Here is a 14,357-nt window from a genome sequence, read left to right on the forward strand (position 1 = left end):
GTCTTTGAGGCCTCGCTACAGACAGAGGGCGCAGTTGGTGACCCTCCACCGAATGACCGGTCGTGGTGGCAGCGCCTTGTCAAGTTCCTCAGGGAAATCGACCTTGAGGAAAGGTGACAGTGACCCAGATGGGCCCGTTTCGTGTGACCTCGGGCTGAGGCCTCAGCGTTCTTGAGGTCCGTCTTTGCAGTCTTCCGTTCGCCCTGCGGGATTGCGGAACACGACGAAGGGAAACACCGCCTCGAGCACTGGAGATTCCCATGTCGTGAGGGGGTAGTTCTCCGGTTTCCGACAAAGAGTCGAAAGGCCCTAAGCAGCTTTCGTGCTGATAGTCCAGAATCAAGGTTGTATTCAAATAAGCGATGCGCAGGGGAGATGACTATGCGCCGAAGATATGGGTTCGTCATTCTGGCGATGATGCTGATTCTGGCAGCGTGTACCGGCGAAGTCGGTGACACCGGTCCGGCGGGTCCGGCGGGTGCGGCGGGTCCGGCTGGTCCGGCTGGTCCGGCTGGTCCGGCCGGCGCAGATGCGTCCGCCATGGCCGCAGGGGATCTGTCCTGCACCGATTGTCACAACGACTCTTCGCTGATCACCGGGAAGAAGACGGCCTGGGAGGCAACGCTTCATGGTTCGGGCGGAGCCTATGTTCGTGGGGCTAGTGCCAGTTGTGCGGGCTGCCACTCGGGTGGCGGTTTCAGCGCGAGGATTGCCGCAGGGCAACACCCCGGCGAGCTTGAGGCCGGCGATCCCAATCCGACCCGCCAGGATTGCCGCACTTGCCACCAGATCCATACGACCTACTCGGGCGCCGACTGGGCGTTGGAGACCACCGATCCATTCGATTTCTACGCCTTTGAAGGCGTGACCTACGATGGAGGCGAGGGCAACTTGTGTGCCCAGTGTCACCAGCCTCGACGCGGCATCGCCGACGCTGTGGACGGAATGATCGAGGTCACGAGCACTCACTGGGGCCCCCACCACGGTGGACAAGGCTCGATGCTGCTCGGCATTGCCGGTGCAGGCGTAGAAGGCCGCCCGGCCTCTCACTACACGATGGTTGCCGACACATGCGTGACCTGCCATCTCGGCGAAGGTGCGGATCACAGCTTTGAGCCGGACGTTGCCGCCTGTGCGGAGTGCCACGGTGAGATCGAGGACTTCGACTTCAGCGGCCTGCAGACCGAGGTCCAGGCGATGCTGGATGAGCTCGAAGAGGCTCTGGTTGCCAAGGGCTGGCTCGACGAAGAGGGTCATCCGATGGTGCAGAATGTCCCCGAGGCTGAAGCTGCTGCGCTGTGGAACTGGATCTACATCGCCCATGAAGACGGCAGTCTCGGTGTTCACAATCCGGCATACACAAAGGCGTTGCTCGAGGCCGGCCTCGCAGCACTCGGCGGGTAGATACCACCCGACAATCGCTAGTAATACAAAGCGGGGCTGCCGTACGGCAGCCCCGCTTCTATGCCTCGGATCTCTCTAGTGCTTTGTGCGAAGTTGCACGTCGCACGTGTCTTCAGTCAGAGTTCACGAGAACCGTTCGTATCTGACCAGATCCTCGAGCGACTTCCGGCCGGCCATCGCCGAGGCGGTCCGCCCAGCCCGTTCGGCGGGTTCGTCCGGGTAACCGAGCGCAACAACATACCGGCATCCGTGATCGCCCGGTATGCCCAGCGCCTCTCGAGCACAGTCCTCTCTGTGCAAAGTGATCGGACAGGATCCGACTCCAATCGCCGCAGCGGCGAGCATTATGTTCTGAGACACCCTTCCCATGTCCCATTCGTAACCTTCCGGGAGACGGACCGGTGCAATCACGAGAGGAGCATTTCGAATGGGAACTGTGAAATCGCCGCATTCGGCCAGTCGATCGAGTTGTGCTCGCTCGCGCACCACGACGAACGACCAAGATTGGCGGTTCTTTGAACTGCCGGTCCAACGTGCCGCCTCCAGGATGCGGGTGAGGTCGTTTTCGGTCACCGGTTTCGCCAGGAAGCGTCTGACGGTTCTGAGTTTGAGTACGGACTCGTAGGTCTCTTCTGAAGTGTTGAGCATCATACGTCGAGCCTAGCTAGCCCCTTTTCCACCAATGTTTCTCAGCAATGCTGGACCCGGTTTTACGTACTCAGCATTGCTGAGAAAACGGAGGCGGAGCGCTACTGGTACTCGTAGAAGCCCCGGCCGCTCTTTCGGCCCAGTAGACCCGCCTCGACCATTCTGACCAGAAGGGGAGGTGGGGCGTATTGGGGCAGCTTGAACTCGTCGTAGAGCACGTCGGCGACTGCCTTGCAGGTATCGAGGCCGACGAAATCAGCGAGGGTCAGCGGTCCCATGGGATGGTTGGCTCCAAGGCGCATGCCGGTGTCGATGTCATCCGCCGTCGCCACCCCATTCTCATACAGACGTATTGCCTCGAGCATGTAGGGCACGAGCAGCATGTTCACGATGAATCCGGCCCGATCCTTGGCATGGATGACCGTCTTCCCCAGCTGGTCGGAGGCGAATCCCTCGGCCCGAGCTTCCACCGCCGGCGACGAAAGGACCGTGCTGATCAATTCGACCAGCCCCATTACGGGTACGGGGTTGAAGAAGTGCAGTCCGACGACCGAATCCGGACGGCTCGTCGCTCTGGCCAGGCGGGTGATGGGGATGGAGGACGTGTTTGAGGCCAGGATGACGTCTTCGTCTTCGAGTATGCCGTCGAGGGTCTTGAATATCTCGAGCTTCAGGGTTTCGCTTTCCGTGATCGCCTCGACTACCAGTTGCCGGTCGGCCAGATCGGCGAGGTCCGTGGTGTAGGTGATGCGTTCGAGGATTTCGTCACGTGCCCCGGCCTCGAGTTTGCCCTTGTCAACGGCCCGCCCGGTCGACTGTTCGATCTTCGACCGAGCCAGCGACACCGTCGCTTCGTCGACTTCTCTGATCGTGACATCTAGGCCCGCCTTGGCAGACACTTCGGCGATTCCGGACCCCATGAGTCCTCCGCCGACGATTCCGATGCGATGGATGGTCATGTGGCGCCTCCTGTCTCGCTGGCCCAATACTCCCACGAAGCTAGTCCCGTTGGCAGGGGAAAACGGATGGATGGGATGGGCTAATGGGTTCCTGTTCGGTAGCGGCACAGTAGCTCGAACAAGGTATGGGCCGTCTGCTCGATCGCAGCGACCGGAATGCGTCCGTCGGCGGCACAGGAGGACGCCTGGAACGCGTAGGCGGGTGGGAGCATCATCGTTCCTCTCCCTCAGCCTGGAACCGTTTGGGTTGTGCAGGCGTCATAATCATGTGTAGAGACTCGATAAGGAGGCGTGCAGTGCGTCTCATCAGGTTGCTCGCTGTTCTTTCCCTGTTGGCCTCCGCCTGCGCGGGCGCCGATTCATCGTCGTCGACCGCATCGACCGCGTCGACCGTGCCCGGCGACTCCCCGGTGGCGGGGATGCTCGTTGCCTCAGACGTGGAACGTGATGATCCGCTTGCTCCGGCCTCCGATGTCGAGCTGGTGGTGGCCGGCCTTCGGTCGTTTGCAGCAGAGCTGTACACCGAGCTGGTCGGCGACGGCAACATGGTCTTCTCGCCTGTGAGCGTGTACACGGCGCTGGCGATGACCTACGCGGGCGCGGCAGGGACTACCGCCGACGAGATGGCGGCGCTCCTGGGCGACGGCCTTTCCTTCGAAGCCTTCCATTCCGCGATGAATGCATTCGATCAGGTGCTCGCCACACGGAATCATGAGGCGAATGCGTCGGAAGGAGCGGTCGAGATAGCCGTCGCCAACAGCCTGTGGGGACAGCAGGGAATGGCCTTTGAGGCCCCGTTCCTGGATCTACTCGCCCGCGACTACGGATCGGGGATGCGCATCGTCGACTTTATCGATCCCTCTGCCCGTGAGGAGGGGCGCCGGGCCATCAACGACTGGGTGGCTGGTGAGACGAATGATCGTATCGAGGAGCTGATTCAACAAGGGGTGCTCGACGATATGGTGAGGCTCGTCCTGGTGAACGCGGTCTACCTGGACGCCGCCTGGCAGAGTCCGTTCGAGCCGGCGGCTACCACTGACGATCCGTTCCTGCTCCTCGATGGTTCTGAAACCTCTGTTGAAACGATGCACCAGCGAGTTACGGTGCCCTACGGCGTGGGTGAGGGATGGCAGGCCGTCCGAATCCCTTATGCAGGCAACGAGCTGGGGATGCTTGTGGTTCTACCCGACATAGGTAGCTACGAGCAGGTCGAAGACTCATTGAGCCTCGGACTCCTCGATACCGTGTCCGGTGCACTGTCGTTGGAACCGGTAATGCTCTCGCTTCCGAAGTGGGAGATAAGGACTCAGGTCGGGCTGGTTCCTCCTTTGCGGGCTCTGGGACTGAGCGAAGCTACCAGTGGGGCCGCAGACTTCAGCGGGATGACAGGTGAAGGGCATCTGTTCATCAGTGAGGTCGTTCACGAAGCGTGGATTTCTGCCGACGAAGCGGGGACCGAAGCAGCAGCCGCAACCGCCGCGATCATGAGCCTCACCGCCTTGCCATTGGATCCGATCCCCTTCACAGTCGACCGACCATTCATCTTCGCGCTCGAGGACATCGAGACCGGTTCGATACTCTTCATGGGGCGGGTGGTGGATCCTGGGTCCTGATGAGGCCTCTCCTCCCGAGCTCGGTGTCTGTCAACTCAGCGCGGCGAGTACCCTCTGGTCTTGATGTCTCTTTATTCCTATTCGCCACCTGAGAAACTCGACTCCCCGGTTCTCATCGCCTCGCTTCGAGGATGGGTGGATGCTGCAGGTGTCGGTTCTGCGGCCGCTGAGCACCTTTCCGGCCACGGACCGGTCGTCGCGGAGTTCGACGGCGATCAGCTCTTCGACTACAGGTCGAGCAGGCCGGTAGTGGATTTCATCGACGGGCATCTACGCAAACTCGAATGGCCGGAACTGGTCGTGCAGTACAGGCGAATCGGTGGTCGCGACCTGCTGATCCTGCGCGGTACCGAACCGGATTTGCGGTGGCGGGCATTCTCCTCCGCAGTGTCGGCCCTTGCCGCCAGCGCGGGCGTGTCGGAGTTCATAGCCATCGGGTCGGTTCCGGCCCCGGTTCCGCACACGATCGCTACCCCCCTGATGATGACTTCGCCGGATTCTGACTTGCTCGTCGACGACACACGAACACCTGAGGGTCTCCTGCGAGTCCCGGGGGCGGCGCTCACGGTGCTGTCCCATCGGCTCTCCTCCGATGGAATACCGGCGCGAGGCTACTGGGCCCAGGTTCCACAGTATGTCAACGGCCCGTTCTATCAGGGAGTGATTGTGCTGTTGGAGCGGATTGCCGATCGTCTTGGAATCGCCATCCCGCTCGACACCTTGCCCGAGGAAGCCCTCCAACAACGTGAACACTTAGATGGGATTGTGTCGAGCCGGCCCGAGATCCAGAAGGTCGTCGAGAAACTCGAAGAGATCGCCGAACAGGGTGACGAGATACCGACGGCCGACGAGATCGGTTCACAGGTCGAGCAGTTCCTCCGCGAAGCTTCCGACGATGGAGGCGACCCCTTCAGGTCCGAAGGACCTTAGGTCACTTCTATTCCGACCGGATCCGGGTCCAGGGTTGGTACGCTGGCGCCCATCCCAGGAGCAAGGTAATGGCTGCGTACGACCACAGCACGATCGAGAAGAAGTGGCAGGACCGGTGGGAGGCCGAGGGCCTCTACCGTTCGAGGGTGGACTGGGCGAGGCCCAAGCACTACGCCGTGACCATGCTTCCCTACCCATCCGGCGACCTGCACATCGGCCACTGGTATGCGATGACGCCCTCCGACGCCCGGGCGCGCATGATGCGGATGAAGGGATACAACGTGTTGTTCCCGATGGGGTTCGACGCGTTCGGCCTTCCGGCTGAGAACGCCGCCGTCCAGCGCAATGTGCACCCCGCCAAGTGGACCTACGAGAACATCCGGCGCATGAGAGCCCAGCTGCGCTCGATGGGCGCGATGTTTGACTGGGAGCGGGAAGCCGTGAGCTGCGAACCCTCCTACTACCGGTGGACCGAGTGGTTCTTCAAGGAGATGTTCGAACACGGCATCGCCTATCGCGGTGAAGCGATGGTGAACTGGTCGCCGACCCTCCAGACTGTTCTCGCCAACGAGCAGGTCATAGACGGGCGCGACGAACGCACCGGCCAGCCGGTCGTCCAGAAGCTGATGGAGCAATGGTTCTTCGCCATCACTAAATACGCGGACGAGTTGCTGTCGTTCGACGGAATCGACTGGCCGGATGCCATCAAAGCGATGCAGCGCAACTGGATAGGTCGGTCCGAGGGTGCAGAGGTGATCTTCCGCACTGAGGCAGGTGACGAAATCGTCGTTTTCACCACTCGACCCGACACGCTGTGGGGAGCAACCTTCATGGTCTTGGCACCCGAACACCCGCTGGTTGATTCGCTGGCGACGGCGGATCGACGTGAGCTAGTCGATGCCTACCGCGTGGCGTCTGCCGGCCGGTCCGAGTTGGAGCGGATGGAGGAAACCAAGGAGAAGACCGGTGTCTTCACGGGCGGATTCGCGATAAACCCCGTGAACGGCTAGCGCATCCCCGTGTGGATAGCCGACTATGTGCTGCTCTCCTACGGCACAGGCGCCATCATGGCCGTCCCGGCCCACGATCAGCGTGACTTCGAGTTCGCCCGCCAGTTCGAACTGCCGATCATCCCGGTCATTCATCCACACGGGCGAGAGCCATTGGTGGAGTCTGAGATGGAGGAATCCTTTGTAGGCCCCGGTGTGATGGTCAATAGCGGACCGATCAACGGCGTCGAGACGACGCTTGCCAAGGGCCGCGCCAACCCGTCGGTGGCCGCCGCCATCGACTGGCTCGAGGAGTCCGGCGCCGGGTCGGAGGCCGTCAACTACCGGTTGCGGGACTGGTTGATCTCGCGGCAGCGCTACTGGGGATCGCCCATTCCGATGTTGCACCGTGCAGATGGGCGGCTCGAACCGGTCGCCGACGCCGACCTACCGGTGGTCCTGCCGGAGGATGTGGCATTCGAGGGCCGCAGTCCACTGGTCACCAATGCCGAGTTCCTGAATGCGGTCGATTCGGAGGGTGTGCCTGCCCGACGAGAGACGGACACGATGGATACGTTCATGTGCTCGTCCTGGTACTGGTTCCGGTACCTCTCACCGTCGTTTGAGTCGGCCCCGTTCGATCCGGAAGAGGCGGCTTACTGGCTGCCGGTCGACGTCTATACCGGCGGGGCCGAGCACGCGGTCATGCATCTGCTGTATTCCCGTTTCTTCGTCAAAGCGATGCGTGACATGGGCGTGTTCGGTGATGCCGAGTTGGAGATGGGCGCCCATGGGCGGGATTCAGCCGGTCTGTTCGATGAGCCGTTCCTGGTGTTGCGTAACCAGGGCCAGATTCTCGGTGAGGAGCGATCGGGTGATCGCCTCGTGATCGAAGGCGTCCACGAGGCTGAACTGGTTGTCGCCTCTTCGGTCCGGGTGGATCCGGCCGCGACTCCGGACTCCGGTCTCGTCGTCGGAGAACTGATCCGGCGCACCGAGAACGCACTGCAGGTTCAGACCGAATCCGGCCTCGTGGCCGTCAAGGTTCCCGAGGGTGCAACAGTTGATATTCCTTCTATCCCGGGGACGAATGATGTGACCCAGTTGAAGCATCATCTCGACATCGAGCGTATGTCGAAATCCAAAGGAAACACGGTCAACCCGGATGAACTGGTTGCAGAGTACGGCGCAGACACCGTGCGGACTCACCTGATGTTCGCCTTCGAGTGGCAGAAGGGCGGGCCGTGGGACAGTCGGGGGATAGTGGGGTCGAGTCGCTTCATTGAGGATGTCTGGAAGATCGGTGTAGCCGAGTATCGCCCGGGCGAAGTATCGGCTGAGGCGTCAGCGTCTCTGAGGCGGCGGGTGCATCAGACGATCGCAAAGGTCGATGCGGACATGTTCGACTTCAAGTGGAACACAGCGGTGGCAGCGCTGATGACCCTGCGCAACGAAATGCAGGACGCATTGCGGGCGGGTCGGGTATCCGTTGGGGTCTGGACTGAGGCGACGGAAACCATGCTGAAGCTGCTCGCGCCGATTGCTCCGCACGTCACTGAGGAGTTGTGGCGCTTGCGGGGCAACGCGGACTCGGTTCATGTTCAACCGTGGCCGGAAGGCGACGCGGACGTCGCCCGTGAGGAAACCGTGACGATGGTGATCCAGGTCAACGGAAAAGTACGGGATCGAGCGGAGGTCGATGCGGACATTACGGCCGAAGAGGCCGAGGAGGTAGCGCTCGCCTCAGCGAAGATCGAGGAATGGATCGCCGGAAAGACGGTTCGCAAAGTGATTGCCCGGCCGCCGAAACTGATAAACATCGTCGCCGGCTGATCCGGCAGAGCTTTCTCGGCAATACTGTTGCGCGTGGAGGATGACAGTATTGCTGGGAAACGGGTCGTCTCTTTTTCGGCAATACTGTTGCGCGTGGAGGATGACAGTATTGCTGAGAAAACGGATCTAGGAGCTTGGTCGTGAAGCACGTCTATCAATCACCCGATCTCAAGTCGCGCGCTCTTTGGGCGGGCGGTTTTGTGGTCTTGGTGATTGTCGGGTTCTCCATATTCACCCCCACGCTCGGGCGGAGGGTGGGGCTCTGGGTAGTTGCGGTGGCGGTGATCGCCTATTTCCGGCTCATGGCGAGTTCACGTGTTGAGGTCGACGGATCCGATGTCACGGTTATCAACTATGCCCGGCGCCGTCGGGTCCGCCGCGAAGACATCATCGAATGCGGTATGGACACCCGCCCGCTGGTCGGACCGGTGGGTCGACTGCGGATGCGGGACGGATCGTCGATCTATCTGTACGGGCTGCAACCGCGACGCGAAGCAGGCGACGACACGTTGCGGAGTGATGAGTTGGCGGCGCTCGCACTGTCGATCGGTTCCGGCGGTCCCATGAGACCTTCCTAGGCCTGATGGTTCCGCGTAAAGGCCGGCTTGTGCCACCATTGCTCCTGTGATTCTCGCATCCATACCTTCGCCGCCGGTCAACGTTATCGAGGTGGGCCCGCTCGACATCCACTTCTACGGGATTCTGATCGGGATAGGCGTCGTCATCGCGATGATCATCACCGAACGTCGCTATCTGAGGTTCGGAGGGCACCCGAAGGACGTGGAGAAGGCTGCCTTCTGGGCTGTGGTCATAGGCTTTCTCGGTGCCCGACTGGCCTACGTGAGCACTCACCTCACCCGTTTCGAGGGCCGCTGGCTGCATATCTTTGCCATTTGGGAAGGCGGCCTTGCACTGTTCGGCGGCCTTACCGGTGGAGCCGTCGCCGCCATCTGGGTGATGCGACGCCGGAACGGCGATTTCCCAGCCTTTGCAGACGCCGTCGCCATCGGGCTACCGGCTGCTCAAGCGGTCGGGCGGTGGGGCAACTACTTCAACCAGGAGTTGTTCGGCATGCCCACCGACCTCCCCTGGGGGCTCGAGATCGCCCGTCGCTATCGTCCGGCCGAGTACATCGAGTTCGAAACATTCCACCCGACCTTCCTCTACGAATCTCTCTGGAATCTGGGAGTCATCGCTCTTCTGCTGACCGTCGAGCGCCGGTTCAAACTGAGGCGTGGCTCGATTCTGCTCGTCTACTTCATCATGTACGGTACGGGCCGTTTCCTACTGGAGTTGATTCGGACGGACACAACTTTCCGATTCCTCGGGTTGAGTCGCAACGGATGGGTCAGCCTCGCCGTGGTGATCGGCGGCGCCGTCGGCCTGTGGTTGCGCAATCGAACCGGAGAACAGGAACCCTCGACCGTCTGACCGGGCTGCCGCCGCTTGGATATCGCCGTGCCGTATTACTCGATCACGATCCCGGCGAGCTCTTCTTCCGGTTCCGGGTATCTCATACCCAGGCTCTTGAGGGTGTCCACGATGATGGTCGAGATCGCCAGGTTCCGGTACCACTTGCGATCGGCCGGGATCACGTACCAGGGCGCCCACTCGGTTGAGGTGCGAGTGATGGCCTCCTCATAGGCCGCGATGTAGGAATCCCACAGCTTTCGTTCGGCCAGGTCACCCTTTGCAAACTTCCAGGTCTTGGTTGGTTCATCGAGGCGGGCCTGGAGGCGCTGCTTCTGCTCTTCTTTGGATATATGGAGGAAGAACTTGAGGATTGTGGTTCCTTCGTCGGCCAGGAGTTCCTCAAACGCATTGATGTGGTCGTAGCGCCGTCGCCATCTGTGCTCCGGTACCAGATCATGGACACGCACCACGAGAACATCCTCGTAATGGGATCGATTGAATATCGTGATCTCGCCTGAAGCGGGAGTGTTGCCGTGTACTCGCCACAGGTAGTCGTGAGCCAGCTCCTTCTCCGTCGGTTTCTTGAAACCGGCCACCTTGACGCCTTGCGGGTTGGTGCCGTCGAACACGTGGCGAATCGTTCCATCCTTTCCGCCGGTGTCCATGGCCTGGAGAACGACGAGGACCTTGTGCTTGCCTTCCGCGTAGAGCAGCTCCTGCAACTGTTCGAGTTCCGAGTTCAGGATCTTCATGGCCGCCTTTCCGGCGGTCTTGTCTCCGGCGAAGCCCCGGAGATCCTTGGTGTTCCGCGCCATGATTTGCGCGTCGCTACCGGGTTCGACTCGATATCGGTGCATTTCAGATCTCCTCTTCGCGCGAGCTCTTGGAACCCTAGTGACCGGTCTCAGACCTCTTCCGCCGGATGGCGGATCGTGATAGACGTATGGATGGCGTGAGACGGGAGGGCGACGCGGAGGAGACGCGTGCAACCCCAGCATCTGGTCGCCGGTGGCGTAGCCCTGTTGATAGCCATCGCGTCGGGGGTGTGGTTCGGGGGGAGACCGGCGCAACCGGTACCCGTAGTAGTCGACCGCACGTCCGATTCCGGCACGACGCCGACTGTTGATCGACTGACCGTGCACGTTTCGGGGGCCGTCGTATCCCCGGGGCTCGTCGAGTTGAGCGAAGGTGCGCGCGGTGCAGACGCTCTGGCGGCGGCCGGCGGGGCGTTGCCCTCGGCGGACCTCAGCGCCATGAATCTGGCTGCTCCCGTCGTCGACGGCACACTGATGATCGTGCCGCGTCGCAACGATGATGCGCCGCCGGCCGCGCAGAGTGGAGACGGTCGGATCAGAGTCAACTACGCGTCGGCCGATGAGATCGCTTCCCTGCCCGGCATCGGCCCCGTGCTGGCCCGGCGCATAGCGGATTACCGGGATGACAACGGACCGTTCGTCGTCGTCGAGGATCTCCTCGACGTGCCCGGGATCGGCGAGGGCAAGCTGGCCGCCATACGGGACTCGGTGTCCATTCCGTGAACCTGCCGGATGAAGTGGGCAAGTGGACCCTCGGTGCGGCGGCGGCCGTCTGGTTGGGTGCCTGGTCGGGACGTTCCGCCGGAGTCACGGCAATGGTGCTCTGGCTGGCGGCAAACTTCGTATTGCTGGCCTGGGGAAGGCACCGGATGGTTCTGCTCGCTGCCTTCGTGTTGGCGGGTTCGCTGTCCGGTTTGCTGTCTTCGCAACGAGATCAGGCGATTGTCGAGAGTCTGGTGATCGATGGATACGTCGAGGTACACGGAACCGCGGTTGACGACCCGCGCCCGGGACGGACTGGTTTCTGGTTTCTCATCGAGCCCGGCCATCTGGAGACCCGCCACCGGGAATACCGATGGACCGGGCCGCGCTTGCTGGTCGGTTCAGAAGAGCCGCTCAGCATCATGGCCGGAGATCTGGTGTCGGTGACCGGCCGACTCTCGTCGGGGTCCGGCACGGCCAGAGGCGATGTGTTCGCGGGGCGAATCGACGCCCGCCGGGTCGAACGGATCTCGGAAGCGACCGGGTTCTTTCGCGCGGCGAACCTGATCAGATCGAGAGTTCAGGAGCAGCTGGCCGGCAACGCGGACCGGCCTGCTGCCGCGCTGGTTTCCGGGTTCCTGATAGGCGACATACGGGAGCTGCCCCGACCAGACGGCGAGGCTCTCCGCCGGGCCGGGCTTTCCCACTACGTGGCAGTTTCGGGGAGCAACGTCGCCCTGTTTCTCGCCCTCTGGTGGGTGGTCGTCGGGCCCCTCGGATTCGGGCCGCGTCGACGGGCGTTCCTCGGGCTGATCGGCCTGGTCCTGTTCGTGATGGTGACGAGGTGGGAACCGTCGGTATTGCGGGCGGCGGCAATGGCCGGCCTCGTCCTGGTGATTCGAGCCTTCGGATTGTCGATCGGGCCGTGGGCGGCTCTGGGCGGCGGAGTTGGCGGCCTGCTGCTGGTGTCGGGAGAACTCGTGTCGGACGTCGGGTTCCAGTTGTCGGTTGCCGCCACTGCCGGTGTCATTGCCGGCACTGGTTTTCGACCCTTGCGTCGTTTTCCAATAGTGGGGGCGACGCTGGCCGCCACAGTTTCCGCTCAGCTGGCGGTGGCTCCGCTGCTGCTGATCCACTTCGGAACCCTGCCGCTGCTGTCGCCTATCACGAACTTGCTTGCCGGGCCGCTGGTAGTCGCGGCGACGAGCCTGGGCGGCATTGGGGTGCTCATGGGCCTACCGGTCCTCCTCGACTCTGCGACCGCCATAGCTGGGATCGTGCTCGACATCGCCCGGTCTGCCGCGCCCTGGCCGCAGATCGGCTGGTTCGGCTACTCGGGCGTCATGCTGGCGGCCGTGCTGGCCAAGGTGTCGGGTTTGCGCCGGATCATGAGCCTGGCCGCCGCGGCCTGGGCGTTCATCACCATCGGCCTCGCTCCCGTCCCGGTCACGCTCCCGGCCGTCGTGTTCCTCGACGTCGGTCAGGGCGATTCGTCGCTGTTCCTGGGTGACCGTGGAGCCGTGGTGCTCGTTGACGGAGGACCCGATCCGGGGATTCTGATCGAGCGCCTTCGCCACTATGGGGTCGATCACATCGACCTCCTGATTGCTTCGCATCAACATCATGATCATGTCGCCGGATTGATCGGCGCACTGGAATCGTTTCCGGTAGGCCTCGTCTGGCACTCCGGCCAATCGAGTCCGGAGTCCGAAATGCAGGCCTTGCTCGACCTGGCCGCCCGGATCGGAGTCCCGGCCGAGGTAGTCCGCCCGGGATGGACGGCAACAATCGGTCGGTTTCATCTCGAAGTGCTGGGTCCCAAACGCCGATACGCTTCCCCCAACGATCAATCGGTCGTGCTCCTGGTCGAGGCGGGTGGGCGATCGATCCTCATGCCGGGAGATGTCGAGATATTCGCACAGAGGGATCTGGGCCCGATCTCGGCAGATCTGCTCAAGGTTCCGCATCAGGGGGCCGCCACCAGCGATCCCGGGTGGCTCCGGTCGACCGGGGCGGACCTGGCAATCATCCCGGTCGGGCCCAACGATTACGGCCATCCGTCGGCGGAGGTTGTCCGGCTACTCGAGGAGATGGGCGCCGATGTGCGCCGGACGGATCATGAAGGAGATATCGTCGTCTCAGTCGGCGAATGATCCGGCGGTCTCTGGGAACTCGTTCAGCGCGATCGTGCGAAACCGGGCCGTCACCCGATCCACTCCCGTCGGGTCGTCGGGAAACGAGACGACCATCGTCGAGATTGCGGCCGGGTCCAAGCCCATTCCGTGTTCGGCCGCAAGGGCGACGACCTGCTCGCTCAGCTTGCCTGCGAAGATGCGGGCCCCCTGCGCGGAAGTCTCCGGTAGGACGAACGCCAGCACCTCTTTGTCCCCGTCGCTCGCATGGGCGGCGTGGTCGACGGCTCTGACGCTGCGCTGCACGCGGTCGCCGAGGTCGGTCAGGTAGTTGCGTTTGGTACGTCGATTCAAAGAGACGGGAGAGGGGAGATCGGCGGTGACGAGCGAGAAGACTTTCTCATATCGATTGGCTCGGGACTTCTCCAGTTCGACCTTCTCGACCAGGCTGCGGGAGTTGAACAGCCCGGTCGCGTCATCGACCTGGTCGTAGAGGTCGAGTTTCGTGATCGAGTCGCGCAGTTGCTCCGTCGCCCACCCGCCGATCATGCCGAACGCCATGTACCCGGCACCTCGGGCGAGGATCAGGCCGAGGAGTTCGCTCCAGCCGACCAGGTCGATGGCGGGGGAGCGGATCCAGATGTAGGCCGCAGTCGCGGCAGCCCCGAGCGCCGCTCCGCCGCGAACTCCCCAAAACAGGAACCCGACGAATACCGGTAGGAAGAACATCGTTGCAGACACTTCGGCCGGATCAACCCGGCGGACGTACATGATCAAGGCCACGACGGCCAATGCGACCAGGCCGACGAGCAGTACGAGAGCGCGAGCCTGGGGGTAACTGACGGATCGGGTTTGGTTGGGGGAGGCGTCGGCCATGGACGCATGCTAAACGCTCGTAGGGGAGGCATTCGGCGATCTT

Annotated in this window: 13 protein-coding genes and 1 pseudogene; 9 read left to right on the forward strand and 5 right to left on the reverse strand. The window is 62.4% G+C overall.

From position 1 onward, the window contains the following. Positions 1–381 precede the first annotated feature (381 nt). Complete coding sequence (locus VLT15_02940) at positions 382–1,404, forward strand: cytochrome c3 family protein (GenBank protein ID HSR44174.1); 1,023 nt, start codon at positions 382–384, stop codon at positions 1,402–1,404. Between the two features lie 123 nt (positions 1,405–1,527). Here the strand turns inward: VLT15_02940 and VLT15_02945 are convergent, their stop codons facing one another. The 3 genes from VLT15_02945 to VLT15_02955 form a co-directional block, all read right to left on the reverse strand. Continuing rightward, a complete protein-coding gene (locus VLT15_02945; GenBank protein ID HSR44175.1) occupies positions 1,528–2,055 on the reverse strand; it encodes a nitroreductase family protein in 528 nt (175 codons plus the stop codon). Positions 2,056–2,153: 98 nt separating this feature from the next. Beyond that, entirely contained in the window at positions 2,154–3,011 is an 858-nt protein-coding gene (locus tag VLT15_02950) for a 3-hydroxybutyryl-CoA dehydrogenase (protein ID HSR44176.1), read from the reverse strand. Between the two features lie 80 nt (positions 3,012–3,091). Continuing rightward, entirely contained in the window at positions 3,092–3,226 is a 135-nt protein-coding gene (locus tag VLT15_02955) for a hypothetical protein (GenBank protein HSR44177.1), read from the reverse strand. An 81-nt stretch (positions 3,227–3,307) separates the two neighbouring features. On the opposite strand from VLT15_02955, the gene VLT15_02960 reads away from it, so the two are divergent. The 6 genes and pseudogenes from VLT15_02960 (at position 3,308) to lgt (ending at position 9,807) form a co-directional block, all read left to right on the forward strand. After that, on the forward strand, positions 3,308–4,624 hold the full coding sequence (locus VLT15_02960; protein ID HSR44178.1) for a serpin family protein: 1,317 nt from the start codon (positions 3,308–3,310) through the stop codon (positions 4,622–4,624). Between the two features lie 63 nt (positions 4,625–4,687). After that, on the forward strand, positions 4,688–5,554 hold the full coding sequence (locus VLT15_02965; GenBank protein HSR44179.1) for a PAC2 family protein: 867 nt from the start codon (positions 4,688–4,690) through the stop codon (positions 5,552–5,554). Positions 5,555–5,622: 68 nt separating this feature from the next. After that, positions 5,623–7,227, forward strand: a pseudogene (leuS, locus tag VLT15_02970) (leucine--tRNA ligase). Positions 7,228–7,755: 528 nt separating this feature from the next. After that, a complete protein-coding gene (locus tag VLT15_02975; GenBank protein ID HSR44180.1) occupies positions 7,756–8,376 on the forward strand; it encodes a class I tRNA ligase family protein in 621 nt (206 codons plus the stop codon). A gap of 140 nt (positions 8,377–8,516) precedes the next feature. Continuing rightward, on the forward strand, positions 8,517–8,954 hold the full coding sequence (locus VLT15_02980) for a hypothetical protein (GenBank protein ID HSR44181.1): 438 nt from the start codon (positions 8,517–8,519) through the stop codon (positions 8,952–8,954). A gap of 46 nt (positions 8,955–9,000) precedes the next feature. Then, on the forward strand, positions 9,001–9,807 hold the full coding sequence (gene lgt / locus VLT15_02985) for a prolipoprotein diacylglyceryl transferase (GenBank protein HSR44182.1): 807 nt from the start codon (positions 9,001–9,003) through the stop codon (positions 9,805–9,807). Positions 9,808–9,842: 35 nt separating this feature from the next. Here lgt and VLT15_02990 read toward each other — a convergent pair whose 3' ends face one another. Beyond that, positions 9,843–10,646 (reverse strand): polyphosphate kinase 2 family protein, encoded by an 804-nt coding sequence (locus VLT15_02990; GenBank protein ID HSR44183.1) that lies wholly within the window; start codon positions 10,644–10,646, stop codon positions 9,843–9,845. Between the two features lie 126 nt (positions 10,647–10,772). Here VLT15_02990 and VLT15_02995 point away from each other — a divergent pair, with 126 nt between their 5' ends. Then, complete coding sequence (locus tag VLT15_02995) at positions 10,773–11,327, forward strand: ComEA family DNA-binding protein (protein HSR44184.1); 555 nt, start codon at positions 10,773–10,775, stop codon at positions 11,325–11,327. Next, a complete protein-coding gene (locus VLT15_03000; protein HSR44185.1) occupies positions 11,324–13,459 on the forward strand; it encodes a ComEC/Rec2 family competence protein in 2,136 nt (711 codons plus the stop codon). Before VLT15_02995 ends, VLT15_03000 begins: the two co-directional genes overlap by 4 nt. On the opposite strand, the gene VLT15_03005 is transcribed toward VLT15_03000, so the two are convergent. Further along, on the reverse strand, positions 13,445–14,314 hold the full coding sequence (locus tag VLT15_03005; protein ID HSR44186.1) for a hypothetical protein: 870 nt from the start codon (positions 14,312–14,314) through the stop codon (positions 13,445–13,447). The genes VLT15_03000 and VLT15_03005 overlap by 15 nt on opposite strands. Positions 14,315–14,357 lie beyond the last annotated feature (43 nt).

Source organism: Acidimicrobiia bacterium, assembly GCA_035471805.1.
GTDB lineage: Bacteria > Actinomycetota > Acidimicrobiia > Spongiisociales > JAHEDJ01 > JAHEDJ01.

Coding starts and splice junctions, on each gene's coding strand:
- VLT15_02945 (HSR44175.1), bottom strand. CDS start 2,055: ATGATGCTCAACACTTCAGAAGAGACCTACGAGTCCGTACTCAAACTC.
- VLT15_02950 (HSR44176.1), bottom strand. CDS start 3,011: ATGACCATCCATCGCATCGGAATCGTCGGCGGAGGACTCATGGGGTCC.
- VLT15_03005 (HSR44186.1), bottom strand. CDS start 14,314: ATGGCCGACGCCTCCCCCAACCAAACCCGATCCGTCAGTTACCCCCAG.
- VLT15_02940 (HSR44174.1), top strand. CDS start 382: ATGCGCCGAAGATATGGGTTCGTCATTCTGGCGATGATGCTGATTCTG.
- VLT15_02990 (HSR44183.1), bottom strand. CDS start 10,646: ATGCACCGATATCGAGTCGAACCCGGTAGCGACGCGCAAATCATGGCG.
- VLT15_02965 (HSR44179.1), top strand. CDS start 4,688: ATGTCTCTTTATTCCTATTCGCCACCTGAGAAACTCGACTCCCCGGTT.
- VLT15_02955 (HSR44177.1), bottom strand. CDS start 3,226: ATGATGCTCCCACCCGCCTACGCGTTCCAGGCGTCCTCCTGTGCCGCC.
- VLT15_02975 (HSR44180.1), top strand. CDS start 7,756: ATGTTCGCCTTCGAGTGGCAGAAGGGCGGGCCGTGGGACAGTCGGGGG.